Annotated in this window: 31 protein-coding genes; 7 read left to right on the forward strand and 24 right to left on the reverse strand. The window is 41.5% G+C overall.

Going from position 1 to position 24,956, the window contains the following annotated elements:
* The first annotated feature begins 68 nt into the window (after window positions 1-68).
* Window positions 69-509: a LytTR family DNA-binding domain-containing protein gene (locus N8M16_RS03235; protein ID WP_000861976.1), complete on the forward strand. Its 441-nt coding sequence runs from the start codon at window positions 69-71 to the stop codon at window positions 507-509.
* Window positions 506-964 carry a DUF3021 domain-containing protein gene (locus tag N8M16_RS03240; RefSeq protein WP_000743962.1) on the forward strand — a complete coding sequence of 153 codons (459 nt, stop codon included), beginning with the start codon at window positions 506-508 and terminating at the stop codon, window positions 962-964. Before N8M16_RS03235 ends, N8M16_RS03240 begins: the two co-directional genes overlap by 4 nt.
* A 47-nt stretch (window positions 965-1,011) precedes the next feature.
* Here the strand turns inward: N8M16_RS03240 and nrdI are convergent, their stop codons facing one another.
* The 5 genes from nrdI to N8M16_RS03265 all read right to left on the reverse strand — a co-directional run bounded on the left by nrdI (window position 1,012) and on the right by N8M16_RS03265 (window position 5,708).
* On the reverse strand, window positions 1,012-1,476 hold the full coding sequence (nrdI, locus tag N8M16_RS03245) for a class Ib ribonucleoside-diphosphate reductase assembly flavoprotein NrdI (protein ID WP_261069622.1): 465 nt from the start codon (window positions 1,474-1,476) through the stop codon (window positions 1,012-1,014).
* 77 nt (window positions 1,477-1,553) lie between these two features.
* Window positions 1,554-2,087 (reverse strand): ABC transporter permease, encoded by a 534-nt coding sequence (locus tag N8M16_RS03250; RefSeq protein WP_023946835.1) that lies wholly within the window; start codon window positions 2,085-2,087, stop codon window positions 1,554-1,556.
* A gap of 60 nt (window positions 2,088-2,147) precedes the next feature.
* Window positions 2,148-3,434: a response regulator transcription factor gene (locus N8M16_RS03255; protein ID WP_020902674.1), complete on the reverse strand. Its 1,287-nt coding sequence runs from the start codon at window positions 3,432-3,434 to the stop codon at window positions 2,148-2,150.
* An 11-nt stretch (window positions 3,435-3,445) separates the two neighbouring features.
* Window positions 3,446-5,116, reverse strand: a complete 1,671-nt coding sequence (locus N8M16_RS03260; protein WP_314725815.1) for a sensor histidine kinase — start codon at window positions 5,114-5,116, stop codon at window positions 3,446-3,448.
* The gene (locus N8M16_RS03265; RefSeq protein WP_000532357.1) at window positions 5,094-5,708 is read right to left on the reverse strand and encodes a YesL family protein; all 615 of its coding nucleotides are present in this window, start codon (window positions 5,706-5,708) and stop codon (window positions 5,094-5,096) included. The genes N8M16_RS03260 and N8M16_RS03265 overlap by 23 nt, the downstream gene beginning before the upstream one ends.
* A 134-nt stretch (window positions 5,709-5,842) precedes the next feature.
* On the opposite strand from N8M16_RS03265, the gene N8M16_RS03270 reads away from it, so the two are divergent.
* A complete protein-coding gene (locus tag N8M16_RS03270; protein WP_261069623.1) occupies window positions 5,843-6,412 on the forward strand; it encodes an MptD family putative ECF transporter S component in 570 nt (189 codons plus the stop codon).
* Between the two features lie 29 nt (window positions 6,413-6,441).
* Here the strand turns inward: N8M16_RS03270 and N8M16_RS03275 are convergent, their stop codons facing one another.
* The 16 genes from N8M16_RS03275 to tsaB all read right to left on the reverse strand — a co-directional run bounded on the left by N8M16_RS03275 (window position 6,442) and on the right by tsaB (window position 19,244).
* Window positions 6,442-7,134 (reverse strand): methionine ABC transporter permease, encoded by a 693-nt coding sequence (locus tag N8M16_RS03275; protein WP_000444647.1) that lies wholly within the window; start codon window positions 7,132-7,134, stop codon window positions 6,442-6,444.
* A 1-nt stretch (window position 7,135) separates the two neighbouring features.
* Entirely contained in the window at window positions 7,136-8,197 is a 1,062-nt protein-coding gene (locus tag N8M16_RS03280) for a methionine ABC transporter ATP-binding protein (protein ID WP_000085666.1), read from the reverse strand.
* On the reverse strand, window positions 8,190-9,563 hold the full coding sequence (locus tag N8M16_RS03285) for a M20 family metallopeptidase (RefSeq protein WP_000231807.1): 1,374 nt from the start codon (window positions 9,561-9,563) through the stop codon (window positions 8,190-8,192). The genes N8M16_RS03280 and N8M16_RS03285 overlap by 8 nt, the downstream gene beginning before the upstream one ends.
* A gap of 96 nt (window positions 9,564-9,659) precedes the next feature.
* Complete coding sequence (locus tag N8M16_RS03290; protein ID WP_042751775.1) at window positions 9,660-10,514, reverse strand: MetQ/NlpA family ABC transporter substrate-binding protein; 855 nt, start codon at window positions 10,512-10,514, stop codon at window positions 9,660-9,662.
* Between the two features lie 153 nt (window positions 10,515-10,667).
* Window positions 10,668-11,498, reverse strand: coding sequence for an amino acid ABC transporter substrate-binding protein (locus N8M16_RS03295; protein ID WP_004254995.1), 831 nt, complete (start codon window positions 11,496-11,498; stop codon window positions 10,668-10,670).
* Window positions 11,499-11,707: 209 nt separating this feature from the next.
* Window positions 11,708-12,031 carry an AzlD domain-containing protein gene (locus tag N8M16_RS03300; protein WP_049551427.1) on the reverse strand — a complete coding sequence of 108 codons (324 nt, stop codon included), beginning with the start codon at window positions 12,029-12,031 and terminating at the stop codon, window positions 11,708-11,710.
* Window positions 12,021-12,716 (reverse strand): AzlC family ABC transporter permease, encoded by a 696-nt coding sequence (locus N8M16_RS03305; protein ID WP_000659743.1) that lies wholly within the window; start codon window positions 12,714-12,716, stop codon window positions 12,021-12,023. Before N8M16_RS03305 ends, N8M16_RS03300 begins: the two co-directional genes overlap by 11 nt.
* A gap of 240 nt (window positions 12,717-12,956) precedes the next feature.
* Window positions 12,957-13,469: an HdeD family acid-resistance protein gene (locus N8M16_RS03310; protein WP_000036821.1), complete on the reverse strand. Its 513-nt coding sequence runs from the start codon at window positions 13,467-13,469 to the stop codon at window positions 12,957-12,959.
* Window positions 13,469-13,642: a hypothetical protein gene (locus tag N8M16_RS03315; RefSeq protein WP_228111531.1), complete on the reverse strand. Its 174-nt coding sequence runs from the start codon at window positions 13,640-13,642 to the stop codon at window positions 13,469-13,471. Before N8M16_RS03315 ends, N8M16_RS03310 begins: the two co-directional genes overlap by 1 nt.
* Before the next feature lie 64 nt (window positions 13,643-13,706).
* Window positions 13,707-14,153, reverse strand: a complete 447-nt coding sequence (locus tag N8M16_RS03320; protein ID WP_004254991.1) for a TetR/AcrR family transcriptional regulator — start codon at window positions 14,151-14,153, stop codon at window positions 13,707-13,709.
* 143 nt (window positions 14,154-14,296) lie between these two features.
* Window positions 14,297-15,523 (reverse strand): MFS transporter, encoded by a 1,227-nt coding sequence (locus N8M16_RS03325; RefSeq protein WP_004254988.1) that lies wholly within the window; start codon window positions 15,521-15,523, stop codon window positions 14,297-14,299.
* Between the two features lie 121 nt (window positions 15,524-15,644).
* Window positions 15,645-15,929: a bacteriocin immunity protein gene (locus tag N8M16_RS03330; protein WP_004254985.1), complete on the reverse strand. Its 285-nt coding sequence runs from the start codon at window positions 15,927-15,929 to the stop codon at window positions 15,645-15,647.
* 230 nt (window positions 15,930-16,159) lie between these two features.
* Window positions 16,160-17,023, reverse strand: a complete 864-nt coding sequence (locus N8M16_RS03335; protein WP_004254984.1) for an Rgg/GadR/MutR family transcriptional regulator — start codon at window positions 17,021-17,023, stop codon at window positions 16,160-16,162.
* A 103-nt stretch (window positions 17,024-17,126) separates the two neighbouring features.
* Complete coding sequence (tsaD, locus tag N8M16_RS03340) at window positions 17,127-18,137, reverse strand: tRNA (adenosine(37)-N6)-threonylcarbamoyltransferase complex transferase subunit TsaD (RefSeq protein WP_238096101.1); 1,011 nt, start codon at window positions 18,135-18,137, stop codon at window positions 17,127-17,129.
* Window positions 18,127-18,564 (reverse strand): ribosomal protein S18-alanine N-acetyltransferase, encoded by a 438-nt coding sequence (rimI, locus tag N8M16_RS03345; RefSeq protein ID WP_078238060.1) that lies wholly within the window; start codon window positions 18,562-18,564, stop codon window positions 18,127-18,129. Before rimI ends, tsaD begins: the two co-directional genes overlap by 11 nt.
* Entirely contained in the window at window positions 18,561-19,244 is a 684-nt protein-coding gene (gene tsaB / locus N8M16_RS03350; protein WP_084887770.1) for a tRNA (adenosine(37)-N6)-threonylcarbamoyltransferase complex dimerization subunit type 1 TsaB, read from the reverse strand. The genes rimI and tsaB overlap by 4 nt, the downstream gene beginning before the upstream one ends.
* Window positions 19,245-19,421: 177 nt before the next feature.
* Between tsaB and cibA the strand changes: the two genes are divergently transcribed.
* Window positions 19,422-19,607: a fratricide two-peptide bacteriocin subunit CibA gene (gene cibA / locus N8M16_RS03355; protein ID WP_000180841.1), complete on the forward strand. Its 186-nt coding sequence runs from the start codon at window positions 19,422-19,424 to the stop codon at window positions 19,605-19,607.
* 1 nt (window position 19,608) lies between these two features.
* The gene (gene cibB, locus N8M16_RS03360) at window positions 19,609-19,761 is read left to right on the forward strand and encodes a fratricide two-peptide bacteriocin subunit CibB (RefSeq protein ID WP_000974044.1); all 153 of its coding nucleotides are present in this window, start codon (window positions 19,609-19,611) and stop codon (window positions 19,759-19,761) included.
* Between the two features lie 302 nt (window positions 19,762-20,063).
* On the opposite strand, the gene N8M16_RS03365 is transcribed toward cibB, so the two are convergent.
* Window positions 20,064-20,279 (reverse strand): hypothetical protein, encoded by a 216-nt coding sequence (locus N8M16_RS03365; RefSeq protein WP_000282475.1) that lies wholly within the window; start codon window positions 20,277-20,279, stop codon window positions 20,064-20,066.
* Window positions 20,280-20,557: 278 nt separating this feature from the next.
* Here N8M16_RS03365 and N8M16_RS03370 point away from each other — a divergent pair, with 278 nt between their 5' ends.
* Window positions 20,558-20,791 carry a DNA-dependent RNA polymerase subunit epsilon gene (locus N8M16_RS03370; RefSeq protein WP_000639571.1) on the forward strand — a complete coding sequence of 78 codons (234 nt, stop codon included), beginning with the start codon at window positions 20,558-20,560 and terminating at the stop codon, window positions 20,789-20,791.
* Between the two features lies 1 nt (window position 20,792).
* The gene (gene rnjA / locus N8M16_RS03375) at window positions 20,793-22,472 is read left to right on the forward strand and encodes a ribonuclease J1 (RefSeq protein WP_000331986.1); all 1,680 of its coding nucleotides are present in this window, start codon (window positions 20,793-20,795) and stop codon (window positions 22,470-22,472) included.
* A 37-nt stretch (window positions 22,473-22,509) separates the two neighbouring features.
* Here the strand turns inward: rnjA and mnmG are convergent, their stop codons facing one another.
* Together mnmG and N8M16_RS03385 are read right to left on the reverse strand one after the other, a co-directional pair.
* Entirely contained in the window at window positions 22,510-24,423 is a 1,914-nt protein-coding gene (gene mnmG, locus N8M16_RS03380; RefSeq protein WP_261069624.1) for a tRNA uridine-5-carboxymethylaminomethyl(34) synthesis enzyme MnmG, read from the reverse strand.
* A 9-nt stretch (window positions 24,424-24,432) separates the two neighbouring features.
* The gene (locus tag N8M16_RS03385; protein WP_261069625.1) at window positions 24,433-24,888 is read right to left on the reverse strand and encodes an NUDIX hydrolase; all 456 of its coding nucleotides are present in this window, start codon (window positions 24,886-24,888) and stop codon (window positions 24,433-24,435) included.
* Window positions 24,889-24,956 lie beyond the last annotated feature (68 nt).

Raw genomic sequence — 24,956 nt, forward strand, 5'->3', positions numbered from 1 at the left:
AAATAGTGTTTAATAAAGGTGTACAATAAGTGATCACAATTTTGTATGAAAAACAAGGAGAGAAATTTATGAAAGTAGAACTACAGATTAGTGAAACTTACAAGGAGGAAAAGCTGATTGTCCAAGCACCTCAAGAAACCGATAAAATCCAGAAAGTCATCGAGTTCGCAGAAAATCTGGACCAAAAAGAAACAATCAAAGGAAAGATTGATGATCAGGTCTATCTAGTTAAGATTGGTAAGATACAGCGCTTCTATATCGAGAATCGGAAGGTTCTTGCAGAAACGGCTAGCCAGACCTACAATATTGATTTACGACTCTATCAGGTTCTTGAAATTCTGCCAACCAATTTTATCCAAATTTCCCAATCAGAAATCATCAATATCAACTCCATCTCTCATCTCAAGCTAACCCCAAACGGCCTAGTAGAAATTTTCTTGAAAAACGAAAGCTTCACCTATTCTTCACGCCGTTATCTAAAAACCATCAAGGAGAAATTAGAACTATGAAAAAACAAATCTTCCACGACGCAGCTGCTGGTGTCCTCATCGGCCTCATCCTCTCTATCATCTTTTCACTCATTTATGCACCAAATACCTACGCACCACTGAGTCCTGAATCTCTGATCGGACAAGTGATGGCTCAACATCAGGTTCACGGTGCCTTGGTCTTGCTCTACTGTACTCTTATCTGGGCAGCCATCGGTATTCTCTTCAACTTTGGTAAACGATTATTCAGCCGTGACTGGAGCTTGCTCCGTGCAACTATGACCCATTTCTTCCTCATGCTGGCTGGCTTTATCCCACTAGCAACTCTGGCAGGTTGGTTTCCTTTTCACTGGATCTTCTATCTCCAGCTCATTATCGAGTTTGCGATTGTCTACCTCATCATTTGGGCTATTCTCTATAAAAGAGAAGCTAAAAAAGTGGACCATATCAATCAACTCTTGAAGCATAAAAAGTAAGAATGCTGATACAACTGCCTAAGATAATAAAAAAGTCAAGCCTAAGCTTAACTTTCCAACTCATACAAATCTGCGATAATCGCTGCGACATGTTTGATATCTCCCAGCATACCTCGCATTTCAAAGTCAGCCAATACAGGGAAACCAAAACGTTGACTGTATTGCTTAGCTGTCAGGCAGTATTGGTTATTAAAATTACGATTTCCTGAACCAACCACGCCAAAACACTTACTAGCATTGTCACCATAGGCGATAAAATCTCCCACTGGTGTTGTCAAAATCTCGACATCTCCGTTATCAACGCCATTCCCACCTTCTAGGTAAGTCGGCAAAAAAGCAACATAAGGGTGGTCCATTTCATAGAAATCGTGACCTTCCTTAACCAAATCCTTGATATGAATCTTTTGAACCTCAATTCCCTCGTACCGGGACAAGAGATAGTCTTTCAGGCGGGTCACAAAACTCTCAGTATTCCCACTCAGACTGATATAAACTAAAGAAATTGTCTTCATATTTACCTCCATGATTTTATGTATAATCGAAAAATAACTACCAAGATTGTAACTTGATAGTTATTTTTTGTCAATACTTAGGCAAGTTCTTCTGTTTCCTCTTCTTCTGCCAAGGCTTTTTGTTGACGCCATATCTTGTAGAAGACAAGGGCTAGGAAGAGAACATTGATGACGATATAGAAAATGCTGACAGCTTTTGAACCAATACCCATTGTCAAACGAATAGTTTCATCTTGAACCAACTGCAAAGCGTCTTGTAAAGTCACATAGGTATAAATCGAACCAATAATGGCTAGCAAAACATAGCCGACATAAGTATAGTTTGCATACTGCAAATTCTTACGAACAAGGAACACAATCGCTACTACCACTAAAATAGCAGATAGTACAACCAAGGCCACATTAAAAATAGAATGAGATGCTTCTGCCACTCTATAGCTAAAATTAATGCTATCTTCTACCTGCTGAGCACTGACCCCTGCAACTTGTTTTTGAGCAGCACGAAGGACTTCTTTACTAGGCAAGGGCTTCAAAAGTTCAAACAGAGACGTAGCTGAAATAAGAGCAGACAAGATGAGCAAGACCCATAGATAAATCGGTTTCTTTTTCATGATAGAACCTCCTGATATTATTATTTATATTATAGCACCTTTTGTAAAGGAATACAAATATTATAGTGTCGTTTCTACCTGTTTTCGGTAGGCTTTTGGCGATTTTCCGCACAATTTTCGGAACACTTTATAGAAATATCCCACGTTACTGTAACCAACGGCATAACAAATATCTTCGATACTGTCACTAGTTGAAAGTAAGAGCTGCTGGGCAGCCTTAATGCGTTGTTTGTTTAGTAATTCTGCGAAGGTCGAATTGGTTTCACGCTTGATCAACTGCCCTAGATAGACAGGATTGATAAAGAGATCCTTACTGATATCCTTGAGGGAAAGTTCTTTCTGATAATCACGCCCAATGACTTCCAGCACACTGACCACGTTTTCATTCATACGATATTGCCCAAAGAAGCGGGTCAGAGTTTCCTTGATATAAGGAACCAATTCATCGAATGATTGAATAGCATGAATGGTTTTGACAATGTCCGTCATATCATCAGCTTTGAGATGTTCAAACAAGTGAAAGACATCCATGACAAACTGGATAAAAAGCTGTTTGGTAATCGGAACACGCGGCGTATTTTCAAGAACCACCTTCTCCAAAAGGTTCAACTCTTCCACGATTTGATTGAGATTCCCCTGAATGATAACCCTATAAATCGGTTCGTAATAGGCAAAGAGACTCTCAGACTGTTTTAGATTTACAGAACCGTAAAAGAGGGCTTTCTCAGCATTCAGCTTCCAGCGTTCAAAGTGTTCTTGATAAGGAGCTTCAAAGGGAGTAACGACTAACCCATCTAGGGGTTGGTCAGAAATGAAAATCTGCCAGTCTTGACCCAATACATAGTAGGGAATGGTGAAAGAGCCTTGTTTTTCCTTGGATAGGCCTATCCACCAATTCTCCTTACCTCCTAGATAACTAACAAATCCAGCCTCGTCTAAATCTTGACTGAGGGTCTGACTTTTCTTTCCTCTCTCGCCGAGCTGACCTGCAATCTTCTCCAGCAGATTTCCCAACTCTACTTTATCAACAGGCTTGACCAAATAATCTACAACCTTGAGGTTCATAGCCTTTTTGACATAATCAAACTCCTGATAACCTGAGAGCAGGATATAGGCAGCATCTGGTAAAATTTCTTTCATCTCTCGAATCATATCAAGCCCTGTTTTGTCGGGCATATTGACATCGGAAATGACCACATCGACAGGATTTTCCTGAACATATTCTAGGGCTTCATCGGCATGACTGGCTGTTGCGATGACCTCCATATCCCACTTATCAAAGGGAATCAAACGTTTCAGACCTTCTGTCACCATGTACTCATCATCTACTAATAATACTTTATACATTTTCTCCCTTTCTACTCATCTTGAATTATAATACGATACTGAACACCTGCTTGCTCTGCAGAATCTATAGTAATAGCATAGCGATCCCCAAAATAGAGCACAAAACGCTCATGGACATTGACAATCCCGATAGACTGCTTTTGATCACTGTAACTGGCTTGGTGTTCAAAATGTCTCTGACTTAATTTTTCTCTAATACTTGTCAGTTTTTCAACCGACATTCCACGACCATTATCGACCACTAAAATTTCTACAAAACCATCCTGTTTAAGCGCCTTGATGCTAATCACATTATCTGTCCGTCTGTGGTCAACACCATGCGCGAAATAGTTTTCTACCAGCGGTTGCAAGGTAAACTTAGGAATTTTCATATTCTCTAGCTCTGGGTCTATCTTGAAACCATAGGCAATGGACTTGGGATAGCGAACCATGCAGAGATAGCTGTATTTACGGCAAAATTCTAATTCCTGTTTGAGAAGGGTCTCTCTTTCGTCGGAAATATTGTTACGCAAGAGACTACTAAACTCATAAATGATATCTGCCAACTCATCTTGACTCTGCATGACTGCGTACATACGCAAGAACTCCAGAGTATTGTACATGAAGTGAGGATTGATTTGCGCCTGCAAGGCCCGCATATTGGCATCTTTTTGACTAAGCTCTAACTGATAAATATCATGGATATTCTTTTCCAAGCGATCCAACATATCATTGGTCGTCTCCGAGATTAGGAGCAATTCCTGATCCTTTTCAAGCGTATCAATGCGAAGACCTTCTTGTCCTTTGGCAATAGCTTGGATGGAATCCACCAGGTCCACTACCTGCTTTTGATAATTAGCAAAAGTCTTCCTCAAAGTCAGATAGAGAATGACAATAAAGAGAAGGCTCAAGCCCACAATCAAAGCAGAGCTAGCCACTGTTCCTTGTAAAACAAAGTTTTTAGGAACTGCCACCTGAACCTGATATCCATGAGAGGTAAAACCGACAAACCAGTTCTCATGTTCCCTATTGACCCTCTCACCAATATGAAAAATCTCCGTATCAAATGGTGATGTCACAGTCACAGCCATCGGGATATGACCTCGGGTATTGTCAATGGCATGATATAAGACTTCTGGATCCAAGGAGATGTAAATCACTCCTATAGATTGATCCGTTGCTGGGTCCAGAACTGGAATGCCAAAACTATTGGCCTCTGGTTTAAAGGCCTCAGCAGGCAAGACATGACCACTTCTTTTATCCCTTGTTGAAACATAAACTTCTTTAAAATCCTGCAAGACGATTGCAACACCCGTTATAGAGTCATTTTGGACATAAAGATCATCAATGTTTTCATACAGAGAAATAGAAGTTGACGAAGCTGCTTGATGCTCCAACAGCCAATAAAAATACTCAGAAGTTGACAAGCTAAAGTACTTATAAACCCCTTGTATCCGGTCTTGATTGGCTACTAAATCTTGCGCCAGTTGGGCTGATTCTCTATAATAATACTCCACTTCATCAACTGTTCGAGTGGTTACACGTTGAGCTACTCTTTGAGCTTCCTTTTCCCGTGAATCCCAGTCAGCGTAAGAGAGTAAGATTGCAAAACTCGCAATAATAATCATCATCACTGAACTGTAGGTTCTCAGAAGCGTATGTAGCCAAAACTGCTTCATTCTATTTTGTCGCCAATTTTTCATGGATACTTTCATAGACCGGTTCCAACATATCACTGATAAAGAAATGCCACATCCCAATTCCTACAAAGAAAAGTAGGGCAGGCATATAGTAACCAATTGCCACAAGTAGCACTGTCCCAAGGAGAACCTTGGCCACAGCCGCTAAGCTCATAAAGATGCCAATCAAGGATAGTTTGAGGCTATTTCGATAGGACAAATCAAAATAAACTTGTAATTTCAAAGATACTGTATAAGCCAAAAAGATCAGGGCAACTACTAAGACATTCAAAAAGGTCGCAATCAAATGAATAATAGTCTGATGAGGCAATTGCACCAAGAGATACAGGCCATAGACCAAAACTAGATTCACCCCTAAAAAGCTATAGAAAATCAGGTTGCTTGAGACGAAATTTTGCTTATAAAGAGACCACGCCTCCTTCAAACTGTATTCCCGAAAGCTATAACCATGTTCTGCATATAGGCTCATCAAGGTGGCACTAGCCGGCGCTAGACCAAGGATAATCCCTCCTGCTAAAGTTAATAGCCAAAAGAAGGCTGTCGCAATCATCCCTAAAAAGAAACGATTAAAGACAAAGTCTAAAAATCTCCCCATGATATCCTCCTAAAAATAACTATGAAACTATTATATCATATTTCAAGCGTTTTCAAAAACTTCTAGTGCCCATTTACAATCCCTTCAAACCGTGATACAATGAGAATTGTGAAAAAATTATCAGGAGACAATTCATGAAGAAATCTATCTTAACTACACTGCTTTTTGCAGTTCTTTACTTCCTCTCCATGGGGATTGGTGTCCTTTTGGGCAATCTCTTTGATCAAACTGGAAACATGTTTTATGCGCCTGCTTTTACTGCCCTTGTCGGCGGTGGCGTCTATATGATTCTAATCGCAAAAGTTCCACGTTTTGGAGCCATTACCACTATCGGCCTTGTCATTGCTCTCTTTTTCTTGGGAACTAAACACGGTGCCGGTGCCTTCCTTCCTGGAATTATCTGTGGCCTGCTAGCAGATGCAGTAGCTAGCCTCGGAAAATACAAGGACCAAACAAAGAACTTTCTTTCTTTTATTATTTTTGCCTTCAGCTCAACTGGCCCAATCTTACTTATGTGGATTGCGCCCAAAACCTATATGGCAACCCTTCTAGCAAGAGGAAAATCACAAGAATATATCGACCGTATCATGGTTGCTCCAAACCCTGGAACCGTTCTTCTATTTATCACAAGTATTATCATCGGAGCCCTAGTGGGTGCCTTAATTGGACAAACCTTGAGTAAAAAATTGGCACAGAAAATCTGATTACTAAAAAAGAGCCAGGCGGCTCTTTTTTATTTATGGCTCAATTTCTTGGTCAAGAAGTCTCCCAAGAATTGGATCGCAAAGATAATCAAAATGATAATGATGGTTGCCAAGATGGTTACATCGTGATTGTAACGGTTAAATCCATAAGCGATGGCTACGTTACCGATACCACCAGCTCCAACCGCACCAGCCATAGCTGTTTCTCCAACAAGAGAAATCAAGGTCACAGTCGTCACACGGATCAAATCTGGAAGACCTTCTGATAGGTAAACACCTACGATATCCCAGAATGTCGCTCCGCTAGCTTGAGCCGCCTCAATAACACCACCATCTAGCTCAGCCAAGACAACCTGTACTTGACGGGCAAAGAAGGCAAAGACTGCAAAAGATAGCGGTACGATAGCCGCATTTGGACCAATGCTTGTTCCTACGATTAGATGAGAGAAGGGTGACAAGACTGCCAAGAGAATGATAAATGGTACCGCACGGAAAATAGAGGTAATCTTATCTAAAATCCAGAAAACGACCTTATTTTCCAAGACACCACCTGGCGCTGTCAAAACAAGGAAAAGACCTGCCACTAGCCCCAAGAACCCTCCGATGATGAAAGAAAGAACTGTCATATAAAGAGTTAGATAGATGGCTGTTCCCCAGCCTGCCTGACCAGCCCAACCCATTTTATAGACATTTGGCAAATAGGTTTGAATCAATGATTCCATCTTACTGTCCTCCCTTCAATACTTTTAGTTGTACGCCTGCTTGACGAATGGCTTCTTGGGCACCTGCCAACGCTGCTTTTTCACCTGACAAGACCACAACTAATTCTCCAACAGGAGTACCATCGAGAATTTCGATATTTCCATAGAGGATATTAGCCGTTACTTGATAATGCTTGTACAATTCATTCAAAAGTGGCTCGTCTGTTGAAGCACCTGCATACTTGAGTTGCACCAAAAGGCTGTTTTCAGACAAGTGTTCCACGATTTCTTGCTTCTCGATTTTGACCATGGCTTCGTCAATACCTGTAGCTGTTGAGATAAAGTCTTGAGTCAAAGGTTGTTTAGGATCTGAGAAGATTTCAAGGACACTGCCCTCTTCAATCAAATGCCCATCCTGCATAACTGCCACACGATTGGCAATGTCTTTGACAATCTGCATTTCATGCGTAATCAAGACAACAGTCAAGCCTAATTTTTGGTTCAAATCTTGCAACAAGGCCAAAATCTGCTTGGTTGTCTTAGGATCAAGGGCAGAAGTTGACTCGTCTGAAATCAAGATTTTTGGATCATTTGCCAAAGCACGCGCAATGGCCACACGCTGTTTTTGCCCTCCAGATAGTTGTGAAGGGTAGTTTTCAGCACGGTCTGCCAAGCCAACCAAGTCCAACAACTTGGCTACTTTAGCCTTCTTTTCTTCCTTGCTAAGTCCAGAGTGTTTGAGGGCGAAGGCTACATTCTCCTCTGCTGTCTTTTGGCTCATGAGGTTAAAATGCTGGAAAATCATTCCGATATCTTGACGTTTACGACGCAACTGCTCAGCCGTCAAGGTCACCTTGCCATCAAAAATCACATCGTCGTCAATGGTAATTTTCCCTGCAGATGGTTTTTGCAAGAGATTAATCACCCGTACAAGGGTTGATTTCCCTGCTCCAGAATATCCAACGATTCCGTAGATATCCCCTTCTTGAATGTGAATGGTCACATCCTTGACCGCTGTGATGGTTCTCTTCTTTTGGTGAAAAGTCACATCGATCTGATCTAACTTGATAATATCTCTACTCATAGCTTCTAATCAGCTCCTCTACTAATTCAATATGGGTGTAGTAATCGGCGATTCGCACATTTTCATCTCCACCGTGGTCTCGGCTGTTGGCATTTCCTAGACCGAAGGCCACCATTGGCACCTCTAGGGCATCAAAGACCGTATGCATAGGCCCTGTCCCCGCTGTCGTCGGCAAGACTGAAACGCCCTGTGGATAGAATTTCTTGGCCAACTCGATTACATTGAGAATGGCTGGTGCGCTCATATCGCTGCGATAACTCATCTCTCCCAAGGTATAGTATAATTCTACCTTATCAAAGCCATTTTTGTCTAGCTGTTTCCGAATTTTTTCCAGAACATCATGCGGTTCTAGACCAGGAACCAAACGAACCTCTAGCTTAGCACTGGCTTCTGCTGGCAAAATCGTTTTAACCCCTTGTCCTTGGTAACCTGACTGAATCCCTTCGATATTGAGAGCAGGTTCAAAAAAGAAACGTTTTAGAAAGGCTGCGCGATCCTCTTGTAAGAGAGGCAATTCCAAACCATAAATCTGGCTGATTTCCCCTGGATTTCGTTGGGCGTAAGTATCCACCAAGGCCAATTCACGTTCATTTGGCTCTTGAACTTCTTCGTACAAACCTTCAACCAAGATACGGCCATCTGCGGCACGAAGAGACTGTAGGGCTTGGAGGAGATACCAAGGAGCTGATTCCACAACCCCACCATAACTAGAGTGGATATCGACATCCGCACTTTTTACCTTGGCATCAAAGGTCACAATCCCCTTATTTCCACCAGAAATTTCTAGCTGCTCCAAGGCATTCTTGGTCCCTTGTTCCCAAACTAACAAATCTGCTCCACGGAGTTTATCAGCGTGCTTTTCCAGATACTTATCTAGGTCTGTCGAAGCGGATTCCTCCGCTCCCTCCATGATAAAACTGATATTGACAGGCAAATCATCATGGTGCTGCATGTATTTTCTCAAAGCACTCAAACGAGCTGTGATATGACCCTTATCATCGTCAACCCCACGCCCATACATGAAGCCATTGCGCACTGAAAGAGTAAAGGGATCCTCTGTCCAGACCTGATCCCCATCCGCTGGCACAGTGTCATAGTGGTTATAGAAAATCAAGGTCTTGGCATCTGGACGTGAACTCTTGAAATGCGCCATGACAAAGGGCGCCGTATAAGTCTCATCAATCTCCACTTCAGCCCCAACACGTTTGAAAATCTCACCCAGATAGTTTGCGACTTCCTTAAGTCCGACCTGCTGGGCAAAGACCGATTTCTTAGAAATCAAGGTACGCAAAACCTCAAAATAATGCTGGGCTACATGATCCTTTTCAAATTTTTCAATCTGTTCTTGTTCGCTAGGAAAAACCATATTCTCTCTACCTTTCTATGAACTACTCTTCCTGACAATCCATGCTCTATACAAAAGCAAGAGGTGGAATTCTCTCTCCCACCTCCCTGTTTCTTATTACCAAACTGGTTGATCCAAACCGTCTGATGTTTCTTCGATAACTTTTTTCACTTCATCTGTATGGTAAGCTGCGATCACTTTCTTGATAGCATCAGCCTTAGGTGATGTTTCCCAATCTTTTTTCGCAACGATAATGTTGTACCATTGTTTTGAGTTTTCATCAGCTTGTTCTTTGAAAAGTGCTTTCTTGTAGTCCAATTTTGCTTCTGTAACGAAGGTATTGTTTACAACGGCAGCGTCAACTGATGACAATGAACGAGCTGTTTGGCTAGCGTCCAATTCAGTGATTTTCAAGTTCTTTGGATTTTCTTTGATGTTAGCAACTGTTGCAAGAGCAGTTCCAGAAACATCCAATTTAATCAAGCCAGCTGATTGAAGCAAGTAAAGCGCACGGCTTTCGTTTGTAGCATCGTTCGGTACAGCGATTTCTCCGTTTGCTGGGATGTCTTCTACTTTAGTGTACTTGTTGTCACTTCCATTCAAACCTGAGTAAAGGCGGATTGGAGAGATATAAGTATCTGCAATCGCTACAAGGTCTTTCCCGTTTTCTTTGTTCCAGTTGTTCAAGAAGTTGTAGTGTTGGAAAGCGTTCAAGTCTACTTCACCATCAGCAGTTGCCTTGTTTGGTTGTGAGTAGTCTGTGAACTCTGTAAATTCCAAAGTGATACCGTCTTTTTTAACCAATTCTTGGATTTTGTCCCAACGTTTTTCTTCAGAACCGCTACGGTTAACAGTTGCGATTTTGATAGTTGTTGCATTGTCTGCTTTCTTTTCTGAATTTCCGCAAGCTGCAAGAGCCAAACCTGCGACTGTAGCAAGAGCTGCTACACCAAGCCATTTTTTGATTTTCATGATTCTTTCTCCTTAAAAATAATACCGTACTAGTATCTCACAATTTATTTGATTTCACAAATTGTTATTAGATAGTCAGATATATAGTTTAAAACTATATCCCTAAAAACTGAGAAATCATCCACCTTATGCAGAATGGATGATTTCAAAAAATTATTTAATATCAGCTTCTGCTGGTAGATAAGTGTCTCCAAAGAATTGTTTAGACAATTTTTCAAGAGTTCCGTCTTTGTAGAGTTCTTGGATACGTTTGTCTACAAATGTTTTCAACTCATCTTGACCTTTAGCAAGAAGTGGGTAAACATAAGGTTGTTGGTCGCTTGGAAGTTCGATCACTTTCAAGTTGTCCAAACCTTGGTCCTTGATGACTGTTTCAACACCGATTTTATCAAAAATCTTGTAGTCAAACTGGCCATCGCTCAAGCGTCCCATGATTTGTTGGAAGTCTGCTTTAGTATACTTTAGGACAGTTGGATTATCTGAATGTTGTTTGTTGTAGTCTTCTAGCTGTTTAGCAGAAGTTGTCCCTTGAACAACTTCTGTTGATTTTCCACCGATATCATCAAGCGATTTGATGCTAGGGTCATCTTTTTTCACTACAAGAACGTTAGGGTTTTTAGCAGTTGGAGCTGCATAAAGGTATTTTTCAGCACGTTCTTTAGTGTAGCTGATGTTGCTAACAGCCATATTGTAACGGTCGGCATCAAGTCCTGCAAAGACTCCTGACCACTCTGTCTTCTCAAACTTGACATCATACTTGTCAGAGTCTTTAAAGATAGCGCGAACCACTTCAATTTCGTAACCAGTCAATTCGCCATTTTCTTCATAGTTGAATGGTTTTGGTGTAGCATTAGTTGCAACGATAATTTCTTTCTTGCTAGCTGCTTCTCCTTCTTTCTTAGCACCACCTGAGCAAGCTGCTAACACACCTGCAGCAACAAGCCCTAGGGCAGCAAGAGATGAGTATTTAACGATTTTTTTCATGTCATTTCCTCCAAAATAGAATACCTTATAATCTTAACAGAAAAAGACCATTTACGCCATTATATGATATCTATCTCTGTGATAGGTTTTCTTTATGGCTAATTTATACTCAATGAAAATCAAAGAGCAAACTAGAAAGCTAGCCGCAAGCTGTACTTGAGTACGGTAAGGCGACGCTGACGTGGTTTGAATTTGATTTTCGAAGAGTATTAAAAGACCAAACGCAAGACTGCAATTAAGACCACTCCAAAGAGAACCGTTCCGACTAGATTACGGTAGCGAAAGGCCACCCAAGCCGTTGGAAAGACTGCTAAGAAATCCAGCCATTTGATTTGAGGAAGACTCCCAGTCTTGCCTGTCACTACGCTTGACAGAATCAAGGCAAAGATAATAGAAACGGGCAAGAACTTCAAAAAGCGCTCAACGATCGCAGGCAAACCCTTATACTTGACCAAGATGAAGGGAATCATACGGGGAATCCAGGTCACCAAGCCAGAGAAAATAACTGCTAATAAAAGATACTTACTGACCATCTAATACCACCCCCATTGTACAACCAAGTAGCGTCGCAAACAGAACAGCTAGTGACTGAGACACCACTGTCAAGAGTAAAAAGAAGGACACCGCAACAACTGCTAGGATAATGAGCAGATTGCGGACAGGAATCCGTCTTTGCATAATCTGGAATTGCGAAGCAAAAATTCCAATGAACATCCCAACCAGGGCAAAATCCAAGCCAAAGATTTCTGGATTTGGCAGCAGACCACCCAGAGCCGTTCCGACAACTGTTCCCACAAACCAAGCCACATAGCTGTTGAGATTGTTTCCGTGCATCCACATAGGATTGACCTTGTCTGTATGGGCTAACTCGCCCATCAAAACGCCATAAGTCTCATCCGTCAAGAGACTAGACATACCGATATTTTGCCAGAGACTGGTATGACGGAAATAGGTTGACGCATGCAAACTCAACAAAAAGAGACGCAAATTAATCAAAAAGACCGTCATAGCAATAGCTGCCACAGGTGCTTGAACCGCAATCAGTGCCAACATGGCAAACTGGGCGCTCCCAGCATAAACAAAGAGGCTCATCAAGCCCATCTCAACAGGTGTCACATAGGGCGCACCAATAATCCCACAGGCCAAGCCAATACTGACATAACCAAGGGCCGTTGGCATGGCCGCCTGCGCCCCCTCCCAAAATCCTTTTTCTTTCATCTTTCTCCTCATATTGTCTTAATAATACTCAATGAAAATCAAAGAGCAAACTAGAAAGCTGGCCACAGGTTGCTCAAAACATTGTTTTGAGGTTGCAGATAGAAGCTGACGCAGTTTGAAGAGATTTTCGAAGAGTATAAGTAGGCTGAAAAGGCTCCAGCCATAGCATGGACTATTATAACACATTCAGGAAAGAGAAAAAAGTCTGCTGATTGTAATCAGACAGACTCCATTTTATTCTTATTTAATCTTGAAGAATTGAACAATTGCCACAATACCTTGATAAATAAAGACAAAGGCAATGGTGTAACTAATATAGAGACCGGTCATCAATGGGTGTCCCATCATGATTAAACCTGCTACGATTCCTAAAATCCCCATCCAAACTAGAGGGGTACCTACCGATTTATCCGTCTTACGAACCTTGAAACCAACGATAGTTTTTGTAATACCATTTGTCAAGGCCCATAAAGAAATGATAAATGGTACAAATGTTACCATTTCAATAAAGCTACCTGAGAACAAGGTAAGAGCGAGGATGAGGGTAACAATTCCTCCAAATAAATTCCAGCCATGCTTTTCTTCTGATTTGAAGTATTGTACAATCTCAGAAATCCCTTGAACTGCAAATACAAGTGCAAACCAGAAAGTCATGGAAGCCAAGCTAATAAGAGGATGTGCAAACATATTAAAACCTACAAAAACTGCAAAAATACCCGCAATTAGTAACAACCATTTCCAAATTTTCGACATTATTTTTCTCCTTTTTTAGAGGAATCTTCCTCTAGTATTCCATAAATCATCATATCCAAAACCTGTGATAATTGATGTTCATATCCTGAAACCAAGTCAGGCAAACTGCTATCTGACGAAACAGTTAAATAATAGGAACGAAACATATCCTGAATCAATCGCAGATAGTCCATAGCTCGTTTCTCATCAATATGCTCTTTCAGTTTGGATTCTGATATAAGTTTTTGACAAACTTGTTCATTCAAGTCCAAAAAGATAGCTTTTGGATTCTGATATAAGTTTTTGACAAACTTGTTCATTCAAGTCCAAAAAGATAGCTTTCTGTGGTGCAATGTCTGCTTCCAATTCTTCTGGTGTCGCAATCATTGCCTCAAAGAAAATGTGGCTATGTTCTGGGTATTGCTGATAAAATTGGTGACGTCTTTCCATATAATCAGCTAAGGAGGGCACTTGACCTTCCACCCCCAGAAACACTGCCAAAGCTTTCTCAAAACTCTCCTGAAAACAAGTTAGATAGAGGTCTGATTTCCCTGAAAAATTATGATACAAAACTCCTTTGGAAATACCATCCACTTTACAAAGTTCATTGATGACAAAACCTTGATAGCCTTTTGTAGCAAATTCAAACAAAGCAGCGGTAATGATTTTCTCTCTTCGTAGTCTTGTTTTTTCTTCTTTTCTCATGTATTTATCTCTACATTTTTGAATTATAAACCGATTGGTCTGAAATGTCAAGCAACTTTCTCAAAAATTTAACAGTCTGCTGATTGTAGCCATCATAAACAGACTGGAATCCAGTCTCAAACATATAATATACACATTCTTCGCTAAATGTTTTCACGGATATTCAAGAGTATGATAAAGGCAGCTAGAAGAAATAGCAATAAAACAAAGCTAACTGCCAGAGTTCCAAAGCTAGTAGCAATGGTTACCAAAGCTATTGTAAATAAGCTAGGTAAAACAACTGTAATGGCACCGATAGAGGATTGAACTGCTCCCATTGACTCCTCAGGTATTTGTTTAAAAATGAGTTCCTGTAATCGAGGAGAGAGGATACCTGCGAAAAAGGCATCCAAGGCACTAAAGATAAGAATCCAGTCAAAACGAACTGCCACAAAGCCAACTAAAAGGAGTAATTGGATAATAAGCGAGGCATATAGGGCTAGTTTTATGGAGATTGTATTCTTCAGATAGCCACTCACAAGGCTTCCGACAATAAGGGCTGACAATTCAAGGGTGGATAACAAGGCAAGAGATTGACCTGTTTGTAAATTCAAAAAGGGCTGATTCCTCAAAAACAGAGTAGAAACAGGAACTGTAACATTTATCACTGCTTGACTAATAGAGATAATAAACAAAACCAAGAGCACCTTATTCATATTCCATATCAATTTTGATGATTGGAGCAGATGCTGGCAAAAGGATTTTACAGAGAGTCCTTCTTGATAGCTAATCGTTTTTTCTACTTTCAAGAGGTCTGTTTTTATGAAAAGAATACCTAAAAATGCGATTAAAAAGGTCAGAGCATTCAGTAAGGAAATAGACTGGATAGATAGAATACCTAGTAAGACTCCTCCTAGAATATTACTGATTGTTTTCACTAAACTAACAGTTGACTGTTTAAATCCAATAGCTTCTGCCAGATGGTCTTGCCCAATAATTCTAATGAAAATCGGAGTGAGCATGGCGCCTGAAAAATAACTCAATGTGTCAGATAAGAGGTTAATCAGACAAATAAATGCTACTAATAACAAGGAAAAGGACTGCCCTGAAAGTGATAAAGAAACGATAGAGTAAAGCAAAAATTTTGCAAAACTAATCATTGTATATTTTAGGACACGATGATGTTGAAAATCCGCCAAAACTCCCAGAAAGATTTGCAGAACTTGAGGAAGGGTTTCTGAAATCGTGATCAGTAAAATCGCCAAAGGGGCAAAAGATGCATCTGCCACATAATTCAAAAAGGCCAGATAAAAAATCGTATCCCCAACCGTTGAAATCCACTGGTTGATGGTTAATTGCCTAAAATTTCTATTTTGAAGAAATACTTTCATCACAACTCCTTTTAAAGTTCCAGTGTATAGAAAACAAGACTTGGTTTAATATTGAACTCCAAGCCTTGCTCATATTCAGATTCATCCATTATATGATGTTCATGCCGTATTTTATAATAAATCATATCTTAAAAATACCAGACCACACTATTCCCTGCTTGTATTTAGCTTCTTTCTTTTGGACAAATTTTGCTAAATCCAACAACTCTGTCGGCGGTTCACCTTTAAAGCTCAACAATTCTTTAGAGACGGCAAAAGAAAGACGTACAGCTAACAAATCTTCATTAGTACTAGAGAACTGTTTTGCTGTTTCCAGCAATTGCTTCCTAAATTCTTCCGTCAAGCTAATTTCTTTATTATTGTATAGGGAATGAATTAACATTTGTAACTGACTTTGTTTTTCCATCGTTTACCTCATTTTATCTAGGACGCCAAGTTTCACTTTTAGTCCAGCCATTTACAGTATGCTCATAATTAAACATATACTGTACGAATTCCCATCTATAAACCACTTCTGCGACTTAGGATCTGCTTGAAGTGCTTTACAAGGATAGTATAACACGAAAATTAGCTTATTTTAGAAAATCGCATATTTGATATTTTTTCTTATAGAAATTTCAGATTTGCAATTGTTGACTACTCAATAAGTTCTTTGTATTGCTTCAAACGCAATTCGAAGAGGGCTAGCAATTGTGGATTTTCTAATACTTGCAGAGATTGGATAAATCTTTCAATCTCTTTTTGATTGCTTCCTTTGGTTTGAAGGAAAATCTTCATTTTCTTTAAAAACTGCCACAATACTTTTTCAAAAACATCGTATGGACGAAGCATGCTCTCTAGCTCAGCTTCAAAAATTGGGATATAAGAGAAAAGTTTACGCTCCATGAGTTCTGATATAATATTCAGAAATCCACTTTTCATATACAATCGATTATGTACCAACTCTTTAAATTCCCTAGATTTCTCAATTAAAGCGGTCGATAAAAATATCAAATCTTGATTGCTCAAGAAGGGCATGGTATTGCAAAAGAGATAGAGTTCAAACCAGGTCCAAGACTCAATAGCATAGAGATAGATAGTCAAAAACTCGCTATCTTCTTTTACTAATGGATAGTTCTTATTTAAGGAATGGAGTGCGTTTTTAATTACAATGGCATTCAAACGACGATAGGTCTCTGCCATCTGTTCTTGCTCGACTTCCTCCAACAGTTGCTCTAAACCAGCTATATCTTGGTGGGCAAAGCGATCCACAACCTTTCTACCAATTCGCATATGTGGAGATTCTTGATAGTTGTTGAGCTTGTGCCCAAACTCATCAAAGGTCACATTTATACCTTGGATAGCTAGAATCAACTTATCTGCAGACAGCATAGACTGCCCTAGTTCGAACTTGGATAGCTGAGAAGCTGTTAGTCCAGCACAAGCCACATCTGACTGCTTGAGCTTTCTAGCCAAACGTAATTCCTTGTAAAATTCCCCCAATTCCATTCTCCCAATCATCTGACCACCTCCTATTCTTTATATATTATATCATTATTTACATTTATTTGTCAAAATATTCTGACATTTCGGCAAGTAAAAAAGTCAGCCTTAAGCTGACTCTTTATTCCATAGTATCAAAAGCGAGACTTGGTTTGGCATTGAGGCCCAAGTTTGCAAAGTTTTCTTTGTTCCACTCGCTAACGCTAGCATAGGCAATCATACCTGCATTGTCTCCGCAGAGGCGCAGAGGTGGAATGATGACATTGACATCTGTGATTTCAGTTGCTAGGCGTTCTCTAAGGCCTTTATTGGCTGCTACCCCACCTGCCACGACAAGGGTTTTAACAGGGTACTTCTCCAAAGCCTTCTTAGTTTTTGCCATAAGAATATCCAAGACAGCGGCTTGGAAGGAAGCACACAAATCCTCTGTAGACAGACTCTCTCCCTTTTGCTCGGCATTGTGGTGAAGATTGATAAAGGCAGATTTCAAACCTGAGAATGAAAACTCCAGATTATCTTCCTTAATCATGGCTCGAGGAAAATCATAAATATCCTGCCCCTGATGAGCTAGCTCGTCAATCTCACGACCGGCAGGATAGGTCAAGCCCATGACACGGCCAACCTTATCATAGGCCTCACCAACCGCGTCATCTCGCGTTTCCCCAACAATCTTGTAATCACCAGCCTCCGAAACATAAACCAACTCTGTGTGCCCACCGCTAACCAAGAGGGCTAGCAAGGGAAACTCCAAAGGCTCCACACTCTGAGCGGCCATGAGGTGGCCAGCCATGTGGTTAACGGGAATCAGCGGAAGCCCATGTGCCCAAGCAAAGGCCTTGGCAGCTGACAAACCAACTAGTAAGGCTCCGACCAAGCCCGGTCCATAGGTAACCGCCACAGCTGTTACGTCCTCTTCGGTAATTCCTGCTTCTGCTAGAGCCTCCTCGATACAGGCTGTAATGACCTCGACATGGTGACGACTAGCTACTTCTGGCACTACGCCCCCAAAACGTTTGTGGCTCTCGATTTGACTAGCAATGACATTGGACAAGAGCTGGTCGTCGTTTTTTAAGACAGCGACACTGGTCTCATCACAGGATGTCTCAAATGCTAAAATATATCTATCCTTCATCTATTTCTCTCTTCATGATGATGGCGTCCTCGACTGGGTCATGGTAGTAGGCCTTTCGCTCAGCGATGACTGCCATCTTTTCTTTCTTGTAAAATGCTTGCGCTCGGTGATTTGACTTTCTGACTTCGAGGAAAATCTCCTTATCTGCCGGCAATTGAGCAAACAAGGCCGAGGCAATTCCCTGACCCTGATAGGCTCCTTTGACAGCGATTTGCAGGACTTCTGCTTCAAATAGATTCTCCTGCACAGCTAAAAATCCAATCACTTCTGCTCCATCATAAGCTAGAGCATACCAAGTCTGATCTTGGGACAAATCTGCTTGGATTTGTTCCAGCGTCCAAGAACTGACTGGGTAAACAGCTGCCATAACAGCGTAGATGGCTTGAGCCAGATCAGGTTGCTGTTGAGTTCCTTTGATTTCTATCATAGGCGTTTAATATAAGACTCGCCAGATTCGGTGTGATTCTTTAGCCAGTTTTCCTCAGCCTCGACACGCTTGAGGTAGTTCGGCACAAAATCATGCAAGGAGTCTGCTTCCTTGTCCCAGGCCCAGAGAGCTAGATTAGCTGCATTTGGCAAGGTTTCTTTGAAATTAGTCCTTGGCAAGTGTTCTTGAATCTGCTCCACAAAGGTGCCAACTTCTCCGACAAAGGTTACTTGACTAGCACCCTTGATTAGCTCAATCACTCGCTCAAAGGGCAGGTGTGCTTCTGGCATGACAGGTTTGGCATTCTCATAAAATCCTGCGTAAACATTGTTGCGACGCGCATCCATCAAAGGAACGAACAAACCTTCTTGTTGGTAGGGCACCAGAGCCAAGAGGCTAGACATACCAACTAACTCGATGTTAAGAGTATGAGCAAGGGTCTTGGCAGTTGCTACCGCAATTCGCAAACCTGTGTAGCTACCTGGCCCTTCCGCCACAACGATTCTATCCAAATCCTTGGGCGTCCAGTTCACACTTGCCATCAAAAAATCGATGGCAGGCATGAGGGTAATACTGTGATTTTTCTTAATATTAATCGTCGTCTCGGCAAGAACCTGCTTGTCCTCTAAAATAGCGAGAGAAAGAGCCTTGCTGGACGTATCAAAAGCTAATACTTTCATAACACATTCCTATCTTTTTGTCTGCTTACTATTATACTACAAAAGCTGACACATGGGAATTTTCTTTGCCCCCAAACAAAAATGCCTATACTTAGCTAAAAAATAATTTAAAAAATGCTCACTTTTCCTTTTCTTTTCCGAATATAAAAGTGAACAAGAAAAAAGGAGGAAAGTTCAATGACAAATTTTGACGTTCTTGACAATCAATTTTTATCCTTATCTGAAAATGAATTATCAGATATTGATGGCGGTCTCGCTCCCTTGGTTATCTTTGGAGTAGCAGTATCTTGGAAAGCTATTGCAGGTGGAACAGCACTTATAGGTTCTGGTTTGGCAGCTGGTTATTTTTTAGGAGGAGATTAATATGATGAAAGATTTGAACAACTATTGTGAAATTTCTAATAAGGAATTGCAAGAAATAAAGGGTGGTTTTGGTGTAGGTGTTGGTATCGCTTTATTTATGGCAGGTTATACCATTGGAAAAGACCTTCGTAAAAAGTTTGGTAAGTCATGCTAGATAAAAAACACATTTTTAGAAGGATAAATTTTATTATCTTTATCTCTTATAGTTTGCTCAGCATTCTCAATGATTTAAACATTACTACTATCCCTTTACCAATCGATTTATCTGTTTGTATTGTTTTGTTTTTAGTCTTCAACTCTATTTTTGAGCAGTAGAATCATTAATATAAAGCTAATAAGCTCTGAAAATTCCATTGTCATGTCATTTTAGAAAAATGCAAAGACCACCTCATCTTGATAGATGGGGTGGAATTTTCTTTGCCCCCAAACAAAAATGCCCCAGCATAAGCAGGGCATCTAAGCATTTAATCCAAAATAAAATACAAACCAAACGACATAAGTTACGAGGAGGAGAAAAAGCGAGTAGAGAGTCACAAAGGTAATCTTCCACAAGAACTTGGTTTGTCGTTGTTCCAGTTTGGCAAATAGAAGATTCCCCGCATAAACGCAAGCAACAAAAACAATAAAAGCTACCAAGCGAGCTCCGATAGCAAAAGCAAATAAGTTATACATAGGGCAACCTCCTTGACTTAAAATCTATATGGAATTATGACAAACAATAAAACTCATTTCCATTATCAAAATAACATATTTTCTTTATTTTTGCAAACGTTTACTAAAGAAATCGTCCTGTGACTTTCTCGTTTCCGTCTTTTACTAATTTTTCATTTTGTGGTATAATTGAAATAATTGTAACGAATCAAGGTCAATCTAGACACAAAATGGAATGAAATTAAGCAATTTATGCTAAAAGTTTGGAATAAGCTGACCTGTAAATAGAAAGGAACTATATGATTTACAAAGTTTTTTATCAAGAAACAAAAGAACGTAGCCCACGCCGTGAAACAACACGCGCACTATACCTAGACATCGATGCTAACTCAGAACTTGAGGGCCGTATCGCTGCTCGCCAACTTGTCGAAGAAAATCGCCCAGAGTACAATATCGAGTATATCGAACTCTTGTCTGACAAATTGCTAGATTACGAAAAAGAAACTGGCGCCTTCGAAATTACGGAGTTCTAATATGGCCTACACTCTTAAACCTGAAGAAGTCGGCGTTTTTGCCATCGGTGGTCTGGGAGAAATCGGGAAAAACACTTACGGGATTGAATACCAAGACGAGATTATCATCGTCGATGCTGGGATTAAATTCCCAGAAGATGACTTGCTGGGTATCGACTATGTCATTCCTGACTACTCATACATCGTGGACAATATCGACCGCGTCAAGGCTGTCTTAATCACACACGGACACGAAGACCACATCGGTGGGATTCCATTCCTGCTCAAACAAGCAAATGTCCCTATCTATGCTGGACCGCTTGCCTTAGCTTTAATCCGTGGGAAACTCGAAGAACACGGCCTCTTACGCAACGCCAAACTTTACGAAATCAACCATAATACTGAGTTGACCTTTAAAAATCTCAAGGCAACTTTCTTTAGAACGACTCACTCTATTCCAGAGCCTTTGGGAATTGTCATTCATACTCCTCAAGGAAAAATCGTCTGTACGGGTGACTTTAAGTTCGACTTCACTCCAGTTGGAGAACCTGCGGACTTGCACCGTATGGCTGCCCTTGGTGAAGAAGGTGTTCTCTGTCTCCTGTCTGACTCAACAAATGCAGAAGTGCCAACCTTTACCAACTCTGAAAAAGTCGTTGGCCAGTCCATCATGAAGATTATCCAAGGCATTGAAGGACGTATTATCTTTGCATCCTTTGCTTCAAATATCTTCCGTCTCCAACAAGCAACAGAAGCTGCTGTTAAGACTGGACGTAAGATTGCGGTCTTTGGTCGTTCTATGGAAAAGGCCATTGTCAACGGAATCGAGCTTGGCTACATCAAAGCTCCTAAGGGAACCTTTATCGAGCCAAATGAAATCAAAGACTACCCTGCAGGCGAGGTTCTGATTCTCTGTACAGGTAGTCAGGGTGAACCGATGGCGGCCCTCTCTCGTATCGCCAACGGAACCCACCGTCAGGTGCAACTCCAACCCGGCGATACCGTTATCTTCTCTTCTAGTCCAATCCCTGGAAACACTACTAGCGTCAACAAGCTGATTAACATCATTTCAGAAGCTGGTGTCGAAGTTATCCACGGTAAGGTTAACAATATCCATACATCTGGACACGGTGGCCAGCAAGAGCAAAAACTCATGCTCCGCTTGATTAAGCCAAAATACTTCATGCCTGTCCACGGTGAATACCGCATGCAAAAAGTCCACGCTGGACTAGCGGTGGATACTGGTGTTGAGAAGGACAATATCTTTATCATGAGCAATGGTGATGTGCTTGCTCTTACTGCTGACTCAGCTCGTATAGCAGGTCATTTCAACGCCCAAGACATCTATGTAGATGGAAATCGTATCGGTGAAATCGGTGCTGCTGTCCTCAAAGATCGTCGCGATCTATCTGAAGACGGTGTCGTTCTGGCAGTCGCAACTGTTGACTTCAAATCGCAGATGATTCTGTCTGGTCCAGACATCCTCAGCCGAGGCTTTGTCTACATGAGAGAGTCTGGCGACTTGATTCGCCAAAGCCAGCGTATCCTCTTCAATGCCATTCGTATCGCACTGAAAAACAAGGATGCTAGCGTGCAATCAGTCAATGGTGCCATTGTCAACGCTATTCGCCCCTTCCTTTATGAAAATACAGAACGTGAACCGATCATCATCCCTATGATCCTCACACCAGATGAAGAATAAAGCAAGAAAACAGCCCCGTCTTCGGAGCTGTTTTTTTCTATGCTTTCTTTTCTTGATTTTTAGAAATACTACGATTTTTACCTTCCAGATACACCATCAAAATAGAAATGTCTGCCGGGTTTACTCCCGAAATACGGCTGGCTTGTCCGATGGTTTCTGGATTGATGAGTTTGAACTTCTGACGGGCTTCTGTCGCGATAGAGTCAATGTCATCCCAGTCAATATTGGCTGGAATGCGTTTTTCTTCCATGCGTTTCATCTTGGCAACCTGGTCCATGGCTTTGGAAATATAGCCTTCGTACTTGATTTCTGTTTCAATCAATTCGATAATCTTGTCATCCAAGTCCTCAGCAGCTGGCCCGATGAAGGCCACCACATCTTGGTAAGAAACTTCTGGACGGCGAAGGAATTCTTTAGCTGTCACCGCATCTGTCAACGGCTTGAAGCCCATCTCCTCAACCTTGGCATTGGTTTCCTTGATCGGCTTGAGTTTGATGCTGTCTAGGCGTTTCATCTCATTTTCAAATTGATTTTTCTTGATTTCAAAGCGAGCCCAGCGTTCATCATCCACAAGACCAATCTCACGTCCCATCTCAGTCAAACGCATATCAGCATTGTCATGGCGGAGAATGAGGCGGTATTCAGCACGACTGGTCAAAAGACGGTAAGGTTCAATGGTTCCCTTGGTCACCAAGTCATCAATCATGACCCCAATGTAACCGTCACTACGCTTCAAAATCAACTCAGGCTTGCCTTGGACTTTCAGAGCCGCATTGATACCCGCGATAATCCCTTGGCCTGCTGCCTCTTCGTAACCTGACGTTCCATTTGTTTGACCAGCAGTGAAAAGTCCGGAGATTTTCTTGGTTTCCAGAGTCGCACGCAACTGGTGAGGCAAGACCATGTCATACTCAATGGCATAACCTGTCCGCATCATCTCCGCATTTTCCAAACCTTTGATAGAATGAACCAAGTCACGCTGGACATCCTCAGGCAGACTGGTTGAAAGTCCTTGAACATAGACTTCCTCAGTATTGCGCCCTTCTGGTTCAAGGAAGAGTTGGTGACGTTCCTTGTCCGCAAAGCGCACAATCTTGTCTTCAATCGACGGACAGTAACGAGGCCCCACTCCCTTGACCACACCTGTAAACATTGGCGCACGGTGGAGGTTATTTTGGATAATCTCATGACTGGTACCGTTAGTATAGGTCAACCAGCATGGCACTTGATCCTTGACATAGTCCTCATCACGTGAAGTATATGAGAAGTGATTTGGCGCTTCGTCCCCTGGCTGAATCTCTGTCACGTCATAATTGATAGAAGAAGCCTTGACACGTGGAGGGGTTCCTGTCTTGAAACGACCGATTTCGAGGCCCAGTTCCTTGAGATTGTCAGCAAGGCTAATCGAAGCTAGGCTGTGGTTTGGACCTGATGAGTACTTGAGGTCTCCGATAATGATTTCCCCACGGAGGGCCGTCCCTGTCGTCACGATAACAGCCTTAGCAGCATATTCTTGATGGGTCGCTGTACGAACACCGACAACCTTGCCATCTTCCACCAAAATCTCATCAATCATGGTTTGACGAAGGGTCAAATTTTCTTGATTTTCAACTGTCTTGCGCATTTCCTTAGAGTAAAGCTCCTTGTCAGCCTGCGCACGAAGGGCACGAACAGCTGGCCCCTTCCCTGTGTTGAGCATCTTCATCTGGATGTAAGTTTTGTCAATGGTTTTAGCCATTTCACCACCGAGGGCATCAACTTCACGCACGACAATTCCCTTGGCAGAACCACCGATAGAGGGATTACATGGCATGAAAGCCAACATTTCAATGTTGATAGTCGCAAGCAAGACCTTACAGCCCATACGGCTAGCAGCTAAGGAAGCCTCGACCCCAGCGTGTCCCGCACCAATTACAATAATATCGTATTCTTCAGTAAAATTATATGTCATGTTTCTCTCCTATTTCTCAAGATGAATGTGTCTTAGTTGGCCGTCCCAATCTGGTAGAGCTGTTTTCAAAAAGGCTGGAACTAGCTGGATATTCTGAAGCTGATCCAAGTCAATCCATTCACAAGGCTGCCTTTTCTCATCTTCCTGCATGGTCAATGGAGCATCCCCAAGCAAGTCCACCAGATAATGAAACTCAATGTTGTGATAGGAAACACCGTCCTGTTCAAAACGATTTTCAACTACAAAAGCTAGTTGCCCAGCTTGAGCTTTGACACCCAGTTCTTCCCTCACTTCACGGACTACTGCGTCTTCCGTGCTTTCATTGACTTGGATGGCACCGCCGATAGTGTAATGCTTGCCATTATCTTTGGTAACTAGGAGCTTGCCATTTTGGAGAATCAAGGCTGTCGCCCGAACGCCAAAAACAGTATTCCCTACTTTTGTCCGAAAGTCTTGCTGAGTCATTCTTATCCTTTCCCTTAAACGACACAAAAACAGTCAAAACTCCAAAGAAGTGCAGGACAAAAAAGCCT

This window comes from Streptococcus mitis, from assembly GCF_946188375.1.
In the GTDB taxonomy this organism is placed as follows: domain Bacteria; phylum Bacillota; class Bacilli; order Lactobacillales; family Streptococcaceae; genus Streptococcus; species Streptococcus mitis_CX.